We start from the raw sequence: 15,265 nt of genomic DNA, 5'->3' as shown, positions 1-15,265 counted from the left end.
GATCTCGATCCCGCCATCCGCCCCAGTCGTGAACCGTTCCGGTCGACGCGCTCTCGGGCCACAGGCACCGCCGCTTTGGCGGCGTGCCGGGTGATGTTCCCCGGGGTCACTGATCCACCGGCCTCGCGCCGGAACGTTCCGGACTACTTCCGGACGACACGCTCAGGAGGAGCATGCCGACCACGGCAACCGCCGCCCGTAGCTCGAGCCAGCGGCGCAGGAAGACCACGTCATCCCGACGCGACGACGAAGCACCCGTCATCCCGATCCTCGCGCGCAAGGTGCGCGAGGTCGAGGCGAAGGCGCAGCGCGGCAAGCTCGGGCCCACCAACCGCGTCAAGTTCCAGGTGATCGCGTTCCTCGTGCGCGAGGAGCGTGCGCGGGTGAAGGCCGACACCGAGATCACCGACGCCGCGCGCGCCGAGCTGCTCAAGCGCCTCGACGGCGTGGCGACGATCCTCGCGAAGACCGCCGCGCGCGACACCTCGCTGATCCAGCTGCTCGAGGTCGACGCGGCCACCTCGCCGGTCGCCCGCCGCATGCGTCGCGACTGGCTGCTGGAGTCCGGCGCCGAGCTGCCGCCCGACGAGCTGATCATCACCGACAACACGCCGAAGATCACCCCGGTCGTCTCCGCGGCTCTCGCCGACAAGCAGGTCGTGCCGGCATCCATCGAAGCGCGCCAGATGGCGAACCCGTTCCGCGCCCCCGACCTCACGCCGCGCCCCAGCGGAGACGCCCCGCGCCGCCGCCTCGACGGGTGGGAGCTCATGGGCCCGCTCTACAAGGCGTTCGAGACCGGCGCCGGCGGGTCGGCCGCGAGCATGGAGCTGCCGCCCGTGCCCGAGTTCGACCGGCTCTCGCCGCGCGGGCTCGAGGTCATGCCGCATCAGTCGCGCTTCCTCGAGGCCGTGCGCCTCGGCCACCGCGAGTTCCTCCTCGCCGACGAGCCCGGCCTGGGCAAGACCGCGGAGTCGGTGCTGGCGGCATCCGTCGCCGACGCCTACCCCCTGCTGGTCGTCGTCCCCAACGTCGTGAAGATGAACTGGGCGCGCGAGGTGCAGCGGTGGACCCCGCAGCGCCGCGCGACCGTCATCTCCGGCGGCGGCGCCGACATCGACGCTTTCGCCGACGTATTCATCGTCAACTACGAGATCCTCGACCGCCACCTCTCGTGGCTGTCGTCGATCGGTCTCAAGGGCGTCGTCGTCGACGAGGCGCACTTCATCAAGAACCTCACGTCGCAGCGTTCGCAGAACGTGCTGGCCCTGGCATCCCGGGTGCGCGAGCAGACGCGCGACCCGCTCATGCTCGCCCTGACCGGGACCCCGCTGATCAACGACGTCGAGGACTTCGACGCGATCTGGCGGTTCCTCGGCTGGACCAACGGCGAGAAGCCCGGCCCCGAGCTGATGGAGAAGCTGGATGCCACGGGCCTGACGCCCGCCGACAAGGCGTTCTACCCCGAGGCGCGCGAGGCCGTCATCTCGATGGGCATCGTGCGACGCAAGAAGAAGGACGTCGCCGCCGATCTGCCCGACAAGCTGGTCGCCGACCTGCCCGTCGAGCTGGACGACGAGTACGGCCGGTCGATCCGTCAGGCCGAGCGCGAGCTCGGCGCCCGACTGGCCGCGAAGTACCGCCGCATCATCGAGGCGCGCGGCGACCGCGGCCTCGCCGCCGGCGAGATCGACGACGACATCGTACGTCTGGTCGCGCACGGCGAGCTCGAGGAGTCGAAGGCCGCGGGATCGGGCAGCGAGAACGTCTTCACGATGGTGCGCCGCATCGGTCAGGCCAAGGCCCACCTCGCCGCCGACTACGCCGTTCAGCTGCAGCGCTCGGTGGGCAAGGTCGTGTTCTTCGCCAAGCACATCGACGTGATGGATGCCGCCGAGGCCCACTTCAAGGCCTCCGGTCTCAAGGCCGTCTCGGTGCGCGGGGAGCAGACCTCGACCGCCCGTCAGGCGGCCATCGACGCCTTCAACAGCGACCCCGACGTCGGCATCGCGGTGTGTTCGCTCACCGCCGCCGGTGTCGGCCTCAACATGCAGGCCGCCTCCAACGTCGTGCTCGCCGAGCTGTCGTGGACCGCGGCCGAGCAGACGCAGGCGATCGACCGCGTGCACCGCATCGGCCAGGAGGAGCCAGTGACCGCGTGGCGCATCATCGCCGCGCACACGATCGACACGAAGATCGCGGAGCTCATCGACTCCAAGGAGGGCCTCGCCCAGCGCGCCCTCGACGGACAGTCGGTCGAGCCGGGTTCGAGCGACTCCGTGCAGCTCTCGGCGCTCATGCACCTGCTGCGTCAGGCGCTCGGCACGGCCTGATCCGTCGCCCTCGAACGCCCCGGCCCTGTGCCGGGGCGTTCGCGTGTCGTCACGAGAACAGGCAGTTCGACGAGAACAGGCCGTCACCGGCTGTAGCAGCCTGTTCCCGTCGCACGCCCTGCTTCCGTGACGCCGGCTCCGCGGAACGGGTCGGGCCCGCGGCGTCCGGTGTGCTCGTCTCGCCGGGCATGGCGGACCGTCAGGCGGACCACGGCGTCGGGGTTCCGGCATCCTTCGCCCCTCCGTCACCGTGTGGCAGCGTTCCCGCCCGCGGCGATAGGGTCGAAGACGGCAACGGCGCCGACCCTCCACCCGAATCACAGCACCAGAGGACTCTGCCCATGAAGATCGGCATCCTGACCAGCGGCGGCGACTGCCCCGGTCTCAACGCGGTCATCCGTGGCGTCGTGCTGAAGGGCACGACCAACTACGACATCGAGTTCGTCGGCATCCGCGACGGGTGGCGCGGAGTCGTCGACGGCGACTTCTTCCCCCTGACGCGTCACGAGGTGAAGGGACTGTCCAAGGTCGGCGGCACCATCCTCGGCACGAGCCGCACCAACCCGTACGAGGGCGTGCGCGGCGGCGCCGAGAACATCTCCAAGACGATGTACGGGCACCGGCTCGACGGCATCCTGGCCATCGGCGGCGAAGGTACCCTGGCCGCAGCCGACCGTCTGTCGAAGGACGGCATCAACGTCCTTGGCGTGCCGAAGACGATCGACAACGACCTGCGCGCGACCGATTACTCGTTCGGCTTCGACACCGCCGTCAACATCGCGACGGATGCCATGGACCGCCTCCGCACCACCGGCGACTCGCACCAGCGCTGCATGGTGGCCGAGGTCATGGGCCGCCACGTGGGCTGGATCGCGCTGCACGCGGGTATCGCGGCGGGCGCTCACGTCATCTGCATCCCCGAGGTGCCGATGTCGATCGACGAGATCGTCGAGCAGGTCACTCGCGCCCACGACCGCGGTCGTGCCCCGCTCGTCGTCGTTTCCGAGGGTTTCAAGCTCAAGGGCATGGACGAGGCGTTCAGCGACAAGGGTCTCGACGCCTTCAACCGTCCCCGCCTCGGCGGCATCGGCGAGCTGCTCGCCCCCGAGATCGAGCGCCTCACCGGCATCGAGACCCGCGCCACCGTGCTCGGTCACATCCAGCGCGGTGGTTCGCCGTCGGCGTTCGACCGCGTGCTCGCGACGCGCCTCGGTCTGCACGCCGCCGACGCCCTGAACGAGGGCGCCTGGGGTCAGATGGTCGCGATGCGCGGCACCGACATCGTGCGCGTGCCCTTCGCCGACGCCCTCGGCGAGTTGAACAGCGTTCCGCTGTACCGCTACGAAGAGGCCGCGGCGCTGTTCGGCTGAGTTCGTCGCTCCGACGCCCCGTCCCGCCTCGCGCGGGGCGGGGCGTTCGCGTGCGCGGCGAGTGGGCGCGGTGAGCGTGTGCAGCGTATGAGGCGGGCAGTGTGAGGGACGCACGCGCAGCGTGGGATGCGCGAGCAGGCGTGGCGAGCGTGCGCCGTGTCCCCGCGGCCTCGTCCCACATATGGCGGTGCGTGTCCCACTTATGGCCGGTCCAGGTGCGCTGAACCGGCCATAAGTGCGACATGGTCGGGGCGGTGGCGGCTGAGAGGCGTCCTCCACAGGTGCAGAGCAGGCGGAAGGGCTGTGGAGAAGGCTGACGCACGGGTCAGCGGTCGGGATCCTGGAGCATGACCCGCCGCCAGCCCCTGCCGGACGACCTGCCCGACCGATTCCACGTAGCGGAGGCCCTGGAACGGGGTGCGAGCAGGACCCGCCTCCGCGCATCCGACCTCGTCACGCCCTTTCATGGCGTGCGGTCTCGCCCGACCGGCGACCAGAGCATCCTCGAGAGGTGCCGGGCCTATGCGCCCCGCCTCGCCGACGGGCAGTTCTTCAGTCACGAGACGGTGTTCGTCCTGCGCGGTCTCAGCACACCGGATTGGCCCTACACGCCGCGCCTGCACGTGTCGGCGCACCGCCCCGCGCGCGAGCCCCGCACCCGTGGTGTCGTCGGTCATCGATTGCAGACCCGAGAACCGGCCATCGAAACCGGACCCGAGGGGATGCCGATCGAAAACGCCGTTCGCGCATGGCGGCAGTGCGGCCGGCTGTGGCGTCTCGACGACCTGGTCGCGGGCGCCGACGCGCTCCTCGCCGGGCGAAGGCCGCTCGCCACCGCCGCCGACCTGGATGTCGAGATCGCCCGCATGGGGGATGTCCGGGGCGGCATCCTCCGGAGGGCGCTCGCTCTCGCCCGCCCGGGCGTGAGGTCACCACGCGAGACCCACCTGCGGCTCCTCCTCGCGCGCCACGGACTTCCGGAGCCCGGCGTCAACGAGGACATCTTCTCGACTCGGGGAGAATTCGTCGCGGAGATCGACCTCACCTTCGAGGCGTGGCGCGTCGCCGTCGAGTATGACGGCCGCGTGCACGCGGAGGATCCGCGGCAGTTTGCTCACGACGCGGATCGCTGGGCCGCAATTCGCGACGCGGGGTGGGATCACGTCCGCATCCTGAGCCACCACCTCCGCGGAGACGGCGCAGCCGCGGCATCCCTCGTGCGCGCCGCGCTGCTCAGAGCGGGCTGGCGGCCCGGTCAGTGACCCCTTGTCCCACTCACCGCTGGTTGAGGGGCTCGCAACCGGCCACAAGTGGGACGAGCACCGTCACGAGTGGGACATGCCGCAGCCGCCGCAACCGCGCAGCCGCCGCGACCGCGCAGCCGCCGCGACCGCACAGCCGCCACGACCGCTCGCCTACCGTGGCCGCGCCGCCGCTCCTACTCCGCCAGTCCCAGCACATCCAGCAGCCACGCGAGCTCGAACGCGCGCTCGCGCCAGGCGTTGTAGCGGCCGCTGACGCCGCCGTGGCCGGCGACCATCTCGCACTTCAGCATCGCGTCGGCTCCGACCTCGCGCAGGCGCTGCACCCACTTGGCCGGCTCGACGTAGAGCACGCGCGTGTCGTTCAAGGACGTGACCGCAAGGATGCGGGGGTAGGCGACGCCGTCGCGCACGTTCTCGTACGGCGAGTACGACTTCATGTAGGCGTACACGTCGGCGTCGTGCAGCGGGTCGCCCCACTCGTCCCACTCGATCACCGTGAGCGGCAGCGACGGGTCGAGGATCGTGGTCAGCGCATCGACGAAGGGCACGTCGGCCAGGATGCCGGCGAACATCTCGGGTGCGAGGTTGGCCACCGCGCCCATGAGCAGGCCGCCGGCGCTCCCGCCCTCGGCGACGATGCGGTCGGGTGTCGTGTAGCCCTCCGCCACGAGGTGGCGGGCGGCGGCGACGAAGTCGGTGAACGTGTTGCGCTTGGCCTGCAGCTTGCCGTCCTCGTACCACTGGCGACCCATCTCGCCACCGCCGCGCACGTGCGCCACGGCGAAGACGACTCCACGGTCGAGCAGCGACAGTCGCGGAACCGAGAAGCCGGGTTCGATCGAGTGCTCGTAGGAGCCGTAGCCGTACAGGTGCACAGGGCGCGCCGCCGTACCGGGCTCGCCGAACGAGCGCTTCCAGACGAGCGACACGGGCACCTGCGTCCCGTCCTCGGCGGGTGCCCAGACGCGCGCCTGTCCGTAGTCGGAGGGGTCGAAGCCGCCGAGCACGGGCTGGCGCTTGCGCAGGAGCAGTTCGCCCGTGTCGATCACGTAGTCGAAGACGGTCCCGGGCGTCACGAACGAGCCGTACCCGAGGCGCAGCATCGGCGGCGCCCACTCCGGGTTGCCACCCGTGCCGACGCTGTAGAGCGGCTCGTCGAACGCGATCTCGGTGACGGCCCCGTCGGCGTACGACAGCATGCCCAGGCGCGCGAGCCCGTCGCGGCGGTACGCCACGACACCCCAGTCGCGGAACGTGTCGACGCCCAGCAGACGCTGCCCCGTGCGGTGCGCGATGACCGTCTCGCGCGGCCCCTGCGGTGCGGATGCCGGCACCCGCACCAGTTCGAAGTCGAGGGCGCCGTCGTTGTGGAGGATGTAGAGCACGTCCTCGCCGTCGACCACGGCGTGCGAGCTGGAGTACTCCACGCCTTCCGTGCGCGGCCACACCACGCGCGGCTCGCCACGGAGGTCGTCGGCGTCCACCAGCCACTCCTCGCTCGTGATGGAGGAGCCCATCTCGATGACGAGGTATTTGTCGCTGCGGGTGAAGTCGGCGCCGACCCAGTAGCGGTCGTCCGGCTCGTGGAACAGCTTCACATCGGCATCCACACCCGTCCCGATCTCGTGCAGCCACACGGTGTCGGGGCGCCACGCGTCGTCGACGGTGGTGTAGACGATGAAACGGCCGTCGGGCGAGAAGGTCGCGCCCGAGAAGGTGCCGGGGATCTCGTCGGCGAGCGTCTCGCCGGTCGTCAGGTCGCGCACGCGGACCGTGTAGCGCTCGTCTCCGGCGACGTCGATGCCGTACAGCATGCGCGTGCCGTCGTTCGAGATCTCGAAGCTCCCGAGCGAGAAGAAGTCGGTGCCCTCGGCCTCGACGTTGCCGTCGAACAGCACCTGCTCGCCCGGGACAGGGCGGTCGGGGGAGAGGGTGGGCGGCGTCCAGTCATCGGGGGAGTCCAGCGGGGCGCGGCACTGGATGCCGTACTGCGCGCCCGCGACGGTGCGTCCGTAGTACCACCAGTCACCGCGGCGGGCGGGGACCGAGAGGTCGGTCTCGAGCGTGCGGCCCTTGATCTCGCCGAAGATCGTGTCGCGCAGACGCGAGAGGTGAGCGGTGCGCGCGGAGGTATACGCGTTCTCGGCCTCGAGGTGGGCGACGACCTCGGCGTCGTCCTTCGCGCGCAGCCATTCGTAGGGATCGTCGAAGGTGTCGCCGTGGTGGGTGCGGGCGATCGGACGGCGGTCGGCGACGGGAGGGGTGGGCTGCGGGTCGAGGTCGGTCACCGTTCCACGCTAGTGCGCCGCCGCGGCATCCGGCCGAAGACGCCGACGGATGCCGACCTCCCGCGCCGCTGCGCGTTTGACCCTCACAGGTCCGAATGAAAGGATGTCGTCGCGTCTTTCGGTGAACGAAAGATCAACGCCAGGTGAACTCTTCGTTCGTCACGCCGATCCCGTCGGCATCCCTTCCTCCTTCTCACGGAAAGCGAACGGTGGAGAGCGCAGCCCTCATCATCGTGCTGGTCATCGCGCTGGCACTGTTCTTCGATTTCACCAACGGGTTCCACGACACCGCGAACGCGATGGCCACGCCCATCGCCACCGGTGCGCTGAAGCCGAAGGTGGCCGTCCTTCTCGCCGCCAGCCTCAATCTGGTGGGCGCGTTCCTGTCGACCGAGGTCGCCAAGACGATCTCGGGCGGCATGATCCGCGAGGATCAGCTGAGTCCCGACATCTTCCCGCCCATCATCTTCGCGGGTCTCATCGGCGCGATCACGTGGAACATGCTCACGTGGCTGCTGGGCCTCCCCTCCAGCTCCTCGCACGCGCTCTTCGGCGGCCTGATCGGCGCGACGCTCGTCGGCGTCGGCGCCTCGGCCATCGACACCGGGGTCGTGCTGAGCAAGGTGATCCTCCCGGCCCTCATCGCCCCGCTCACGGCCGGCCTGATCGCCTTCGTCGTGACGAAGATCGCCTACGGCGTCACGCGTCGCTACGACGCGAAGGCCGACGGCCGCGACGGCTTCCGCTGGGGCCAGATCTTCACGTCGTCGCTCGTGGCCCTGGCCCACGGCACGAACGACGCGCAGAAGACGATGGGCGTCATCACCCTCGCCCTCATCACCGTCGGGTGGCAGTCCACCGCCAACCCCGACCCGCAGCTGTGGGTCGTCTTCGCCTGCGCGATCACGATCGCCCTGGGCACCTACATGGGCGGGTGGCGCATCATCCGCACGCTCGGCAAGGGCCTCACCGACGTCAAGCCCGCCCAGGGCTTCTCGGCCGAGACCTCGACGGCGGCGACGATCCTCGCCTCGAGCGCCCTCGGTTTCGCCCTGTCGACGACGCAGGTGGCATCCGGGTCGGTCATCGGGTCGGGCCTGGGACGCCGCGGCTCGACCGTGCGCTGGAACACCGTCGGCCGCATCATGATCGGCTGGGTGCTGACGCTGCCCGCGGCCGGCGCAGTGGGCGCCGCCGCCGCCCTCATCGTCGTGTGGCTCGGTGGGTGGGGCGTCGCCGTTGACGCCGTCATCGCCGTCGTGATCGTGCTGGGCCTGTTCCTGCGCTCGCGCCGTGACTCCGTCACCTCCGCGAACGCGATGAGCGAGGTCGCCGATTCCGGCGCCGCCGTGAAGGTGCCGCGCAAGCCCGGACCCACGCGCCGCCAGCGCCGCCTCGAGCGCGAGAAGGCCGGGAAGGACGCCTGATGCTCATCAACTGGGGAGCCTTCCTGCAGGTCTTCGCCGCCGCCCTCATCGGGGCGTCGGTCGTCGTCACCTTCTACGCCCTCGGGCTGCGCCTGCTCGTGCGCGGCGGTCGACCGCCGCTCGTCGCGCCCGCGGAGTTCACCGACGCCATCACGGTGCTCACCGACAAGCAGCGTCGCCGCGCCGAGAAGGCCGTCGCCAAGGCCGCGAAGAAGAACCCGCTCAGCGACGGGCAGAAGCGCCTGTCGCTCGTGGGCGCCTACGTGTGCTTCGCCGTGTGCGCGGCGGCCGTGCTGGGTGCGCTGCTGCTGATCCTCTTCAACCACTGACGCCCGCAACCCGGTCCGACTCCGCGGGGGGTCGGTTCCGGATGCCGGACCCTCGGCGCGGTAGGACGCGATCCCGTACGCCGGGGTCGCCGGTCGTCCCGCGCGGTGGCGGACGGGACACCCCGCCCGGCCTGCCGATGTCGGAACCCCCTCCTAGGCTGTGGGCATGGCATCCGTGCAGTTCGGTCAGCATGCGCCCGCCGCGCGCGTCATCCTCCACCTCAGCGATACGCACCTGCTCGGTGGGGAGCGCCTCCTCGGCGGCCGTTACGACACGGCCGTGCACCTCCGTCGCACGCTCGCGGCGGCCGAGGCGACGGGGGTCCGACCGGATGCCGTGGTCTTCACCGGCGACCTCACCGACCTCGGCGAGCCCGAGGCGTACCGTGCCCTGCGGGAGGCGGTGGAGCCCTGGGCGGAGCGCTTGGGGGCGCCGGTGGTGTGGGTGGCGGGCAATCACGACGAGCGGCCCGCGATGCGCGCCGAGCTCCTCGACGCCGAGGCCACCGAGGATCCGATCACGAGCGTGCACGACCTCGACGGCTTGCGGCTGATCGCGCTGGATTCCACCGTGCCCGGCTGGCACCACGGCGACCTCGACCCGGCGCAGCTCGCATGGCTGCGGGCCGAACTGGCAACGCCCGCCCCGCGGGGGACGATCCTCGCGCTGCACCATCCGCCGCTTCCCACCCACATCCCCTTCTTCGACATCCTCGAGCTGCGCGATCAGGCGGGCTTGGCCGAGGCGATTGCGGGCAGCGATGTGCGCGCGATCCTCGCGGGCCATCTGCACTACTCCACGTCGGGCACGTTCGCGGGGGTGCCCGTGAGCGTCGCCGCGGCATCCTGCTACACGATGGACCTCGCCCGACCGGCCGACGCCGTCAACGGGATGGATGCCGGGCGTTCGTTACATCTCGTCCACGTGTGGGACGACACGATCACCCACGCCGTCGTCCCGGTGGTCGACGCGGAGGCGACGGGGTACTTCACGCCCGAGTGGACGGCCGAGATGGCGGCGCTCAGTCCGGAGGAGCGACTCGAGGCGTTCTCGCGCAAGCGTGCGACCGGGCAATAGACGCGGCGGACGGTACTGATCCGACGACCGGCCGCCGTGTCCAGCGACCGCTCCGCCCGCCGTGGTTAGGCTCGTGGCATCCCTGCTCGCCGTGACACCCACGAGGACCCCCACATGGCTTTGGACGCAATGACGCGCACCCGTATCGAGACCGACTCCCTGGGATCGATGGAGATCCCCGCCGACGCGTATTGGGGGATCCACACGGCTCGGGCCCTCGAGAACTTCCCCATCGCGAAGCGCCCGATCTCGGTCTACCCCGACCTCGTGAGGGCCCTCGCGATGGTCAAGCAGGCCTCGGCCCGGGCCAACCGTGAGATCGGCGTGCTCGATCACGCGAAGGCCGACCTCATCGACCGCGCGGCGCAGCGCGTCATCGACGGCGAGTTCCACGACGAGTTCACCGTCGGCGTCATCCAGGGCGGCGCGGGCACGTCGACGAACATGAACGCGAACGAGGTCATCACCAACATCGCGCTCGAGATGGCCGGTCGCGAGAAGGGCGACTACGCGTTCCTCTCGCCCATCGACGACACCAACCGCAGCCAGTCGACGAACGACGTCTACCCGACCGCGATCAAGATCGGCCTGTCGCTCACACTCCAGAGCCTGCTCGAGGAGCTCGCGCTGCTGCGCCAGTCGTTCCTGGCGAAGTCGGAGGAGTTCCACGACGTGCTCAAGGTCGGCCGCACCCAGCTGCAGGATGCCGTGCCCATGACGCTCGGGCAGGAGTTCCACGGGTTCGCCACCACGCTCGGCGAGGACTACAACCGCCTCACCGAGAACGCCTACCTGCTCTTCGAGATCAACATGGGCGCCACCGCGATCGGCACGGGCATCACCGCCCACTCCGGCTACGCGGGGGCGGTGCTGCGGCACCTGCGGGAGATCACCGGCCTCGACCTCGAGACCGCCACCGACCTCGTGGAGTCCACGAGCGACACGGGCGCCTTCATGTCGTTCTCGTCGTCGCTCAAGCGCAACGCCGTGAAGCTATCGAAGATCTGCAACGACCTGCGCCTGCTCTCGTCGGGTCCGCAGGCGGGCCTCGGGGAGATCAACCTCCCGCCGCGCCAGGCGGGCTCGAGCATCATGCCCGGCAAGGTCAACCCGGTCATCCCGGAGGTCGTGAACCAGGTCGCCTTCTCGGTCGTGGGGGCCGACATGACGGTCACCATGGCGGTGGAGGGCGGCCAGCTGCAGCTCAACGCCTTCGAACCGGTCATCGCCCACTCGATCTACCAGTCGATCACCTGGATGCGCCAGGCGATGTGGACCCTGCGCGTGAACTGCGTCGACGGCATCACGGCCAACCGCGAACGCCTGGGCGCGATGGTCGGCTCGTCGGTCGGCGTCGTGACCGCCCTGACGCCCTTCATCGGGTATGCGGCGGCCGCGGCTCTGGCCAAGACCGCGCTGCTGACGCACCGCAACGTCGCCGACCTCGTGGTGGAGGCGGGCCTGATGACCCGCGAAGAGGTCACGAAACAGATCTCGCCGGCCCGTCTGTCGGGCCTGCAGGCCGTGACCGCGGCGATCCCGATCGTGCGCGCCGCCGACAGCGTCGTGGAGGACTGAGGCCGGGTACGGCGCCCGCGCCGGGTCGCGGCATCCGGAGGAGCTTCCGGATGCCGCGTCAGTCGAGGATGCGGCAGTGCGTGGTCAGCTCGCCGATGCCGTCGATGCCGACGGTCACCGTGGAGCGGTCGCGCAGGAAGATCTGCGGGTCGCGGGAGTAGCCGGCACCGCCCGGGCTCCCGGTGGAGATGAGGGTGCCCGGCAGCAGGGTCACCGACTCCGACAGCTTGTTGATCAGCGTCTTCACCGAGCGCACCATCTGGCCGGTGCTGGCATCCTGCACGGTGTGTCCATCGACCACGGTCCAAATGTGCAGGTCCTGCGGGTCGGGGATCTCGTCGGCCGTGACCACGAACGGACCGGTCGGGGTGAAGCCGTCGAACGACTTGCACCGCGACCACTGGGCCTCGGAGAACTGGATGTTGCGCGCGGTGATGTCGTTGACGACCGTGTAGCCCCACACGTGGTCGAGGGCGTCGGACTCGGGGATGTCGCGGCCGGGCCGGCCGATGATGACCCCGAGTTCGGCCTCGTAGTCGACGGCTTCGCTGAGCGCCCGGGGCCACGACGTGGTCGCCTCGTGCGCGGTGAGCGAGTTCGGCCACAGGACGAACACCGTCGGGCCCGCGTCGGTCTTCAGTCCCAACTCGCCCGAGTGCGCGGCGTAGTTCAGTCCCACCGCGAGGATCGACGGGGGAGCGAGCACGGCCGAGGCGAAGCGGATGCCGGCGAGGGGCTGCCGCGGGGCGGTCGCACCGGCCTCGCGCACGCGATCGAGGAGGGCGTTACCGCCGGCGATCAGCTGCTCGAGCGTGGCAGGGGCGCCGTCGAAGAGCTCGTCGACGAACGAGAACTCCTCACCGTGGACGCTGACGAGACGGGGGGCTTCCGCCCCTTCCTGAGACCGGACGTGGGCGAAACGCATGCCTCCACGCTACCGGCCCGCGCCCCGCAGCGGAGGCCGCAAGCCCCGGATGCGCCGTCCCCGGCCCGCTCTAGGCTGAGCCCATGAGCTCCCCCTCGCCGTTGTCCCGGCCCGGTTCGGTGGAACCGACTCGCATCACGACGGCTCCGCAGGTAACGGCATCGGCCGCCCCGCCGCGGTCGCGCGGCGGGGGCGTGCCGCTGTGGGTGGTGGCCGTGCTGCTCGTTCCGCTCCTGGCGCTGCTCGTGCGGTACTTCACCGGGTTCCTGGGCACGGCGGCGACGTTCCTCGGGCTCGTGCTCGCCGCGATCCCCTTCGTGATCGTGTGGTTCGCCGTGCGCTACATCGACCGGTGGGAGCCGGAGCCGCGCCGCCTGCTCGTGTTCGCGGTGGCCTGGGGGGCGATCGCCGCGGTCGTCATCGCCCTGGGCGTCGACCTGCTGCTCACGCTCGTGGTCGGCCGACTGCCGGAGGCGTTCAGCGCCGTCGTCCAGGCGCCCATCGTCGAGGAGATCGCGAAGGGTCTCGGCGTCCTGCTCATCTTCGCTTTCGCCCGCCGGGCGTTCGACGGCCCCGTCGACGGCATCGTGTATGGAGCGCTCATCGGAGCGGGCTTCGCGCTCACCGAGAACGTGCAGTACTTCGCGATCAGCTACCTCGAGGGCGGCCCGGCTCAAGTGGCGAGCACCTTCTTCCTGAGGGCCGTCCTCTCGCCCTTCGCCCACGTGATGTTCACCAGTCTCACCGGGTTCGCGTTCGGCCTCGCCGCGCGTCGCGGCCTGCGCACGGGCGCGGCCCTCGCCTACGGCATCCCGGGCCTCGTCGGGGCGATCGTGCTGCACGGCCTCTGGAACGGGTCGGCCACGTTCGCGAACTTCTTCGAGGTCTACGCGGCGCTGCAGGTTCCGCTGTTCGTGCTGTTCATCCTCGGCATCCTGGCCCTGCGCCGTGAGGAGTCGCGCCTCACCCGCGCCCGCCTGGGCGAATACGCCGCCGCCGGATGGTTCACCCCGCAGGAGGTCGACATGCTCGCCACGGGGCCGGGGCGGCGGTCCGCCATCGCCTGGGCGCGCACGCTGCCGGGCGACCGCTCGCCGGTGATGAGGACGTTCATCATGGATGCCACGGCGCTCGCCGCCGCGCGCCAGCGCACGCTGTCGGGGCGCGATCCCCAGGCTCCGGCGACCGAGCGCTACCTGCTCGAGCGCACGACGGCGGCGCGGGCGGCCCTGCTGTCGCGGTGACGGACCGCGGCTGCGTGTGCCCGGGCGGGCGCATCGCCGCAAGCACCTGCGCGCCGCCGCCGTCCCTTCGTCACGGGCCGGCGCCACTGGTCCTCGTCGACGGGGGTCTTGACACCGCCGTGGGGTGGGAGCACCATCGGTACAGGCCAACTCAGCGCCCGGGAGACACGCAGGCATCGCCGCGGCACCGGGCGCTGAGTCTTTCCTCCGGCGGTGTCCAGAGGCTGCCGCGCACGCGCGGGCGTGCTTGGATGGATGCATGACTGATCGCACCAAGCCGGAGTTCGACGCTCCCAGCGGCCCCGCCCCCTCCGACCTCGTCATCCGCGACATCATCGTCGGCGACGGCGACGAGGCCAAGCCCGGCGACACGGTCACCGTGCACTACGCCGGTGTCGAGTACGAGTCGGGCGAAGAGTTCGACTCGTCGTGGGGTCGCGGCGAGAGCATCCAGTTCCCCCTGCGCGGCCTCATCCAGGGCTGGCAGGACGGCATCCCGGGCATGAAGGTCGGCGGACGCCGCGAGCTCGTGATCCCGCCGCACCTCGCCTACGGCCCCGCCGGTGGTCACTTCCTCGGCGGCAAGACCCTCATCTTCATCATCGATCTGCTCAAGGTCGGCTGACGACACCCGATGTTCACGAACCCGAGGAGGCTGCGGCACCCTCGGGTTCGTTTTTTTCCACGAACCTGGAATACATTCGTGTGAATGGGAGTTAGACCTCCCCAGGACGCCGACGCGGCTCCCCAGACCTCTAGGAGTGACATGACCGACACCACCACCCTCGACATCCCCGGCTACAAGGCGGGCACCTGGGTCCTGGACCCCTCGCACAGCGAGGTGACCTTCACCGTCCGTCACATGATGATCTCGAAGGTGCGCGGCACCTTCGGCATGAAGAGCGCCACGCTCGTCGCGCCCGAGAACCCCCTCGCGGCCACCGTCGAAGCGTCCGTCGACGTCACCTCGGTCGACACCAAGGACGAGGGCCGCGACCAGCACCTCCGCTCGGCCGAGTTCTTCGACGTCGAGACCTACCCCACGATGGACTTCCGTTCGACCGGCGTCCGTGTCGAGGACGGCGACTACCTCGTCGACGGCGAGCTGACCATCCGCGGCGTCAGCAAGCCCGCCACCTTCTCGATCGACTTCGGCGGCTTCGGCACCGACCCGTGGGGCAACTACAAGGTCGGCGCCACCGCGAAGACCGTCATCAACCGCGAGGACTACGGCCTCACCTGGAACGCCGCCCTCGAGACCGGCGGTGTCCTCGTCGGCAAGGACGTCACCATCGAGCTCGACCTGCAGTTCGCGCACCAGGCGTGATCGCTCCGCAGCGCTCGCTGCGGTCGTGATCCCCACGAAGACCCCGGATGCCACACCCTGGCATGCGGGGTCTTCGTCCGTCCGGGCGCGACGCGGGGTCC

12 protein-coding genes are annotated in these 15,265 nt (G+C 70.4%); 10 read left to right on the top strand and 2 right to left on the bottom strand.

Annotation, left to right across the window (positions count from 1 at the left end; all coding sequences use genetic code 11):
* Positions 1–173: 173 nt before the first annotated feature.
* The 3 genes from AB0N82_RS15145 (at position 174) to AB0N82_RS15135 (ending at position 4,965) form a co-directional block, all read left to right on the top strand.
* Complete coding sequence (locus tag AB0N82_RS15145) at positions 174–2,333, top strand: DEAD/DEAH box helicase (protein ID WP_363392660.1); 2,160 nt, start codon at positions 174–176, stop codon at positions 2,331–2,333.
* Positions 2,334–2,674: 341 nt separating this feature from the next.
* Positions 2,675–3,703 (top strand): 6-phosphofructokinase, encoded by a 1,029-nt coding sequence (locus AB0N82_RS15140; RefSeq protein WP_298875050.1) that lies wholly within the window; start codon positions 2,675–2,677, stop codon positions 3,701–3,703.
* A 347-nt stretch (positions 3,704–4,050) separates the two neighbouring features.
* On the top strand, positions 4,051–4,965 hold the full coding sequence (locus AB0N82_RS15135; RefSeq protein WP_363392657.1) for a hypothetical protein: 915 nt from the start codon (positions 4,051–4,053) through the stop codon (positions 4,963–4,965).
* 176 nt (positions 4,966–5,141) lie between these two features.
* Here AB0N82_RS15135 and AB0N82_RS15130 read toward each other — a convergent pair whose 3' ends face one another.
* The gene (locus tag AB0N82_RS15130) at positions 5,142–7,256 is read right to left on the bottom strand and encodes a S9 family peptidase (RefSeq protein WP_315993128.1); all 2,115 of its coding nucleotides are present in this window, start codon (positions 7,254–7,256) and stop codon (positions 5,142–5,144) included.
* Positions 7,257–7,465: 209 nt separating this feature from the next.
* On the opposite strand from AB0N82_RS15130, the gene AB0N82_RS15125 reads away from it, so the two are divergent.
* The 4 genes from AB0N82_RS15125 (at position 7,466) to AB0N82_RS15110 (ending at position 11,668) form a co-directional block, all read left to right on the top strand.
* Positions 7,466–8,683, top strand: a complete 1,218-nt coding sequence (locus AB0N82_RS15125; RefSeq protein ID WP_315993127.1) for an anion permease — start codon at positions 7,466–7,468, stop codon at positions 8,681–8,683.
* Positions 8,683–9,012 (top strand): peptidase, encoded by a 330-nt coding sequence (locus AB0N82_RS15120; RefSeq protein WP_315993126.1) that lies wholly within the window; start codon positions 8,683–8,685, stop codon positions 9,010–9,012. Before AB0N82_RS15125 ends, AB0N82_RS15120 begins: the two co-directional genes overlap by 1 nt.
* Positions 9,013–9,178: 166 nt before the next feature.
* Positions 9,179–10,090 carry a phosphodiesterase gene (locus AB0N82_RS15115; protein ID WP_363392652.1) on the top strand — a complete coding sequence of 304 codons (912 nt, stop codon included), beginning with the start codon at positions 9,179–9,181 and terminating at the stop codon, positions 10,088–10,090.
* 114 nt (positions 10,091–10,204) lie between these two features.
* Positions 10,205–11,668 (top strand): aspartate ammonia-lyase, encoded by a 1,464-nt coding sequence (locus tag AB0N82_RS15110; RefSeq protein ID WP_315993124.1) that lies wholly within the window; start codon positions 10,205–10,207, stop codon positions 11,666–11,668.
* Positions 11,669–11,726: 58 nt separating this feature from the next.
* Here the strand turns inward: AB0N82_RS15110 and AB0N82_RS15105 are convergent, their stop codons facing one another.
* Positions 11,727–12,593: a fumarylacetoacetate hydrolase family protein gene (locus AB0N82_RS15105; protein ID WP_363392649.1), complete on the bottom strand. Its 867-nt coding sequence runs from the start codon at positions 12,591–12,593 to the stop codon at positions 11,727–11,729.
* A gap of 83 nt (positions 12,594–12,676) precedes the next feature.
* Here AB0N82_RS15105 and AB0N82_RS15100 point away from each other — a divergent pair, with 83 nt between their 5' ends.
* The 3 genes from AB0N82_RS15100 (at position 12,677) to AB0N82_RS15090 (ending at position 15,164) form a co-directional block, all read left to right on the top strand.
* Complete coding sequence (locus tag AB0N82_RS15100) at positions 12,677–13,837, top strand: PrsW family intramembrane metalloprotease (protein ID WP_363392646.1); 1,161 nt, start codon at positions 12,677–12,679, stop codon at positions 13,835–13,837.
* 259 nt (positions 13,838–14,096) lie between these two features.
* On the top strand, positions 14,097–14,462 hold the full coding sequence (locus tag AB0N82_RS15095; RefSeq protein ID WP_013583439.1) for an FKBP-type peptidyl-prolyl cis-trans isomerase: 366 nt from the start codon (positions 14,097–14,099) through the stop codon (positions 14,460–14,462).
* A gap of 141 nt (positions 14,463–14,603) precedes the next feature.
* Entirely contained in the window at positions 14,604–15,164 is a 561-nt protein-coding gene (locus tag AB0N82_RS15090; RefSeq protein ID WP_315993121.1) for a YceI family protein, read from the top strand.
* The last annotated feature ends 101 nt before the right edge of the window (positions 15,165–15,265 follow it).

It is taken from the genome of Microbacterium sp. NPDC089186, from assembly GCF_040685115.1.
Taxonomy (GTDB): Bacteria; Actinomycetota; Actinomycetes; order Actinomycetales; family Microbacteriaceae; genus Microbacterium; species Microbacterium galbum.
This window is presented reverse-complemented; position numbering and strand designations above follow the sequence as displayed.

Bases quoted from the DNA above. Each gene is read 5' to 3' on its own strand.
- AB0N82_RS15140 (WP_298875050.1), top strand. From the start codon at position 2,675: ATGAAGATCGGCATCCTGACCAGCGGCGGCGACTGCCCCGGTCTCAAC.
- AB0N82_RS15100 (WP_363392646.1), top strand. From the start codon at position 12,677: ATGAGCTCCCCCTCGCCGTTGTCCCGGCCCGGTTCGGTGGAACCGACT.
- AB0N82_RS15120 (WP_315993126.1), top strand. From the start codon at position 8,683: ATGCTCATCAACTGGGGAGCCTTCCTGCAGGTCTTCGCCGCCGCCCTC.
- AB0N82_RS15105 (WP_363392649.1), bottom strand. From the start codon at position 12,593: ATGCGTTTCGCCCACGTCCGGTCTCAGGAAGGGGCGGAAGCCCCCCGT.
- AB0N82_RS15135 (WP_363392657.1), top strand. From the start codon at position 4,051: ATGACCCGCCGCCAGCCCCTGCCGGACGACCTGCCCGACCGATTCCAC.
- AB0N82_RS15090 (WP_315993121.1), top strand. From the start codon at position 14,604: ATGACCGACACCACCACCCTCGACATCCCCGGCTACAAGGCGGGCACC.
- AB0N82_RS15095 (WP_013583439.1), top strand. From the start codon at position 14,097: ATGACTGATCGCACCAAGCCGGAGTTCGACGCTCCCAGCGGCCCCGCC.
- AB0N82_RS15145 (WP_363392660.1), top strand. From the start codon at position 174: ATGCCGACCACGGCAACCGCCGCCCGTAGCTCGAGCCAGCGGCGCAGG.
- AB0N82_RS15110 (WP_315993124.1), top strand. From the start codon at position 10,205: ATGGCTTTGGACGCAATGACGCGCACCCGTATCGAGACCGACTCCCTG.
- AB0N82_RS15115 (WP_363392652.1), top strand. From the start codon at position 9,179: ATGGCATCCGTGCAGTTCGGTCAGCATGCGCCCGCCGCGCGCGTCATC.